At 64.1% G+C, this 3196-nt stretch carries 2 protein-coding genes; both read left to right on the top strand.

Annotated elements, in window-relative coordinates:
* Positions 1–362: 362 nt before the first annotated feature.
* Entirely contained in the window at positions 363–1796 is a 1434-nt protein-coding gene (locus tag C7C56_RS10275) for a DUF3370 family protein (protein WP_146204398.1), read from the top strand.
* Positions 1797–1803: 7 nt separating this feature from the next.
* Positions 1804–2733, top strand: coding sequence for a phosphodiester glycosidase family protein (locus tag C7C56_RS10270; protein ID WP_106757326.1), 930 nt, complete (start codon positions 1804–1806; stop codon positions 2731–2733).
* Positions 2734–3196 lie beyond the last annotated feature (463 nt).

Raw genomic sequence — 3196 nt, 5'->3', positions numbered from 1 at the left:
CGCTTAAGTCCGGTGGATTGGGGTCTGACCCCGGTTCTGATCCCGTAACCATCCTCATCGTACCGCTCGCCAATAATTCCGCTATCGGGGTCAGACCCCGGTTACGTAATCGGTCGTCAGCGCAACCTTTTCAATGTGGGGCACGGACCGCTGGCATAAGGAGCGGTGCGTGACGGCGCTGATTTTACCAACCATCTAGCGTTCACGTTTCGAAACCGGGGTCTGACCCCGTTTGGCGACCCCGGTTGGCGCACCAAAACGAGGTCATAACCTTCGCGCCTGTGGTGCTGCATTTCTTTCATGGGCGGGCCGGCCACGGGCGGCGGTAGACTTGTTCCCACACCAACACCGAGGATGCCACGATGCCAAAGTCTTTGATGAAACTGTTCGCCCTCTGCCTGGGCGCCGCCAGTCTGCCGGCCGCCGCCGACGTGGTCCAGGTCAACTCGTCGACCTGGTTCAAACGCAGCACGGCCGACTCGTCGACCCTCGCCGCCGCCGACAAATGCTGGGCCGCCTCGGGCAGCTTGCTGGGCGCGGGAGCCGCCAGCGCGATCGTGACGAACCACTACGCCGCAACGCTCGACAGTGCCATCGCCGGCTGCGGTTTCAGTTCCGGCTATTTTTACGCGCCCCATGTGGCGTGGGTGGCCGACCCGGTGGCCGCGCCAAGCCCGAATCCGGCCCATGCCTGGCAGTTCGGCAACCTGAGCGCCGCGCAAAAGGTCGACGACAACCTACTGAGCCCGCTCACCATCGCGTTTGGCGGACACAAGTTTTGGAAGAGCAACAATCCTGAGATTTTCAACGGCACCGGCTGGCTGATGCAAAACAGCCGTGTCGACCCGGTGCGCGGCGGCCAGGCCAACCCGTTGACCGGCTGCACGAGCGCCTATTTCTTCCACATCAACAAGACCGGAGGGACCGCCTACCTGCACCTGCTGGCCTCGAATCCCCAGGGCGCCGCGATCACGCTGGAGGCCAAGGGATCGGCCTACACCAACCTGACCAAGCCGCTGACGGGCAAGGCCACGGGCCAGAGCTATTTCGTCGCCAAAGACTGGCGCGATGCGACCTTTTCGACGAATTTCTCGAATCGCGCGGTCGGCGCGTCCCAGGTGACGGAGATCGCCAAGCTGAGCATGGCAAACAGCAATATGGCCGACGGCCGTTTCGAGGTGTGCGCGAGCGCCGGCATCTACCTTTACACGGTCATCACCACCACCGGCACCTTGAGTGACGCGGTCAACCGCACGCAGGGCGCGCCGGCGCCGGGGCAGATCTACTCGACCGGGCCGGGCACCTTCGGGCGCGAGGGCGGCGTCTACGCGAACTCACTCGTGGCCGGCGTGACCGAGGTGGTGCTGCCGGCGTCGAACGGGCAGCACATCGGCTTTTCGTTCAACACGACGTCCAAGAACAACGCCAGCCTCCAGGAGCAGACGGTCCCGTTCATCACGCGCCTGAGCGACTCGGCCGACCGCACCTACGGCAACTACGGGCACAAGTTCGACCCGACCCTGCGCCTGTTCAATACAACGGGATCGCCGCGCAATGTGCGCATCTCGTTCGCGTCCAGTTACACCGCCGCGACCAACACGCCGTCGTTCACGTTCAGCACGGCGGCCAGCTTCAACGGCGTCAAGTTCGACTTGTGGACCACGCCGACCCAGCCGCGGCAGGTGATCGGGACTTATACGGTCGGCGCTAACGCCCACTTCGACGCGCGCCTGACCTTGTTCGTCGCCGGCCTGGGCGTCACCAACCAGCAGTTGATCGTCGAGACCATCAATTAAGTGCGCCATGAATAGGACAGGGCGCCGTCTCGCCACCTTAACGATGCTGCTGTTGGTGTGCTGGGGGGGCGGCGGCTGCGCCAACAGCGTCGTCTGGCACAAAGCGGATGATCTCAACGCCGGCCTGCCGGCGGGGATAGAGGTTTTCCGCGGCACGGGCGATGGCCTGCGGGCGGTCTATGCGCGCTTCGAGGGGCGTAAGAACCCAGCGCTCGCGTGGCGGGTCGCTGTCGCGGGCGGGCAGGCCCTGACCCCGTTGGACTTTTCGCAAAGCATGGCGAAGCAACCCTACATCGTCGTCAACGGCGGCTATTTTGATAAGTCCAGCAGTATGAGCCTGGTGGTCAGCGACGGCGTGGTGCAGGCGCGCGGCATCAGCCAGATCAGCCGCGACGGCCAGCGGTTTTATCCGGCGCGCGCCACGTTCGGGCAGCTTTCCTCCGGCGCGGCCGAGGCGCGCTGGGTGAACGCGGCCGGGCGGCGGCCCCATTTGTACGCCTTCGACGCGCCTCCGAACGAGGGCGGGGCCGCGCCCACGGCTGCGCCGGCCGGCGGCGTGCTTTGGCACCCCGAAACGGCGATTGGCGGCGGGCCGATGCTGGTGTGGCGCGGCGTCAGGCAGGTCACGGCGGTTGAGGAGATGTTCGACGCGGCAAGCGGCGTCGGGGTGGCGCAGGCCGCGCCGCGCACGGCGGTGGCGACGCTCAAAGGCGGCGCGATGCTGATCATCGTGGTCGATGGCCGCAGCAGCCACAGTCGCGGCGTCACCCTCGACGAGCTGGCGGACATGCTCGTAGAACTCGGCGCCTGGGAGGCGGTCAATCTGGACGGCGGAGGTTCGAGCGCGATGGTGGTCAACGGGGTCGTGGCCAACCGCCCGAGCGACGCGGCCGGCATGCGCAAGGTGCGCTCGGTGCTGATGGTCACCGACAAATAGGTGTAGCGGCTCGCATTCCGAATCCGTCATGCTCGCATTCGACGCGGTTTTTGGCTCACAATCATTGCAAATGAAAAGGCGTTCCAATAGACGATTCTATGGTCTATCGTCAGATTTTCTTGTAATGAAAAAGCCCGCTTTCGCGGGCTTTTTCATTACAAGAAAATGGAACTAGTCGGTGTTCAACAGTGGATAGTCACGCCGCGTATTCGTTGGTGACCTCGCGGCCGCTTCCAGACGGGCGCGCAACTGGGAGGTCACGCGCGGGATGCCTTGCAGGGAAATGGTAAAAACACGCCCGACAGCCGCTGTCGAGTGCGCCGCTGGTCGGGTCGCGTTAGCGCTAGCGTTGACGGTTCTAGCCATGTCGTTCTCCAGAAGATATTTTTTCACTGGAATAGAATACCAGCTTTTGCCATGCCGCGCCCGGCGCCGAGTCCAGGGCTGTCGCACCAAAAGTCGT

The organism is Massilia glaciei (assembly GCF_003011895.2).
GTDB classification, from domain to species: Bacteria; Pseudomonadota; Gammaproteobacteria; order Burkholderiales; family Burkholderiaceae_D; genus Telluria_A; species Telluria_A glaciei.
Note: the sequence above shows the minus strand (reverse complement) of the source record. Positions and strands in the feature narration are given on the sequence as shown.

Bases quoted from the DNA above. Each gene is read 5' to 3' on its own strand.
- C7C56_RS10270 (WP_106757326.1), top strand. From the start codon at position 1,804: ATGAATAGGACAGGGCGCCGTCTCGCCACCTTAACGATGCTGCTGTTG.
- C7C56_RS10275 (WP_146204398.1), top strand. From the start codon at position 363: ATGCCAAAGTCTTTGATGAAACTGTTCGCCCTCTGCCTGGGCGCCGCC.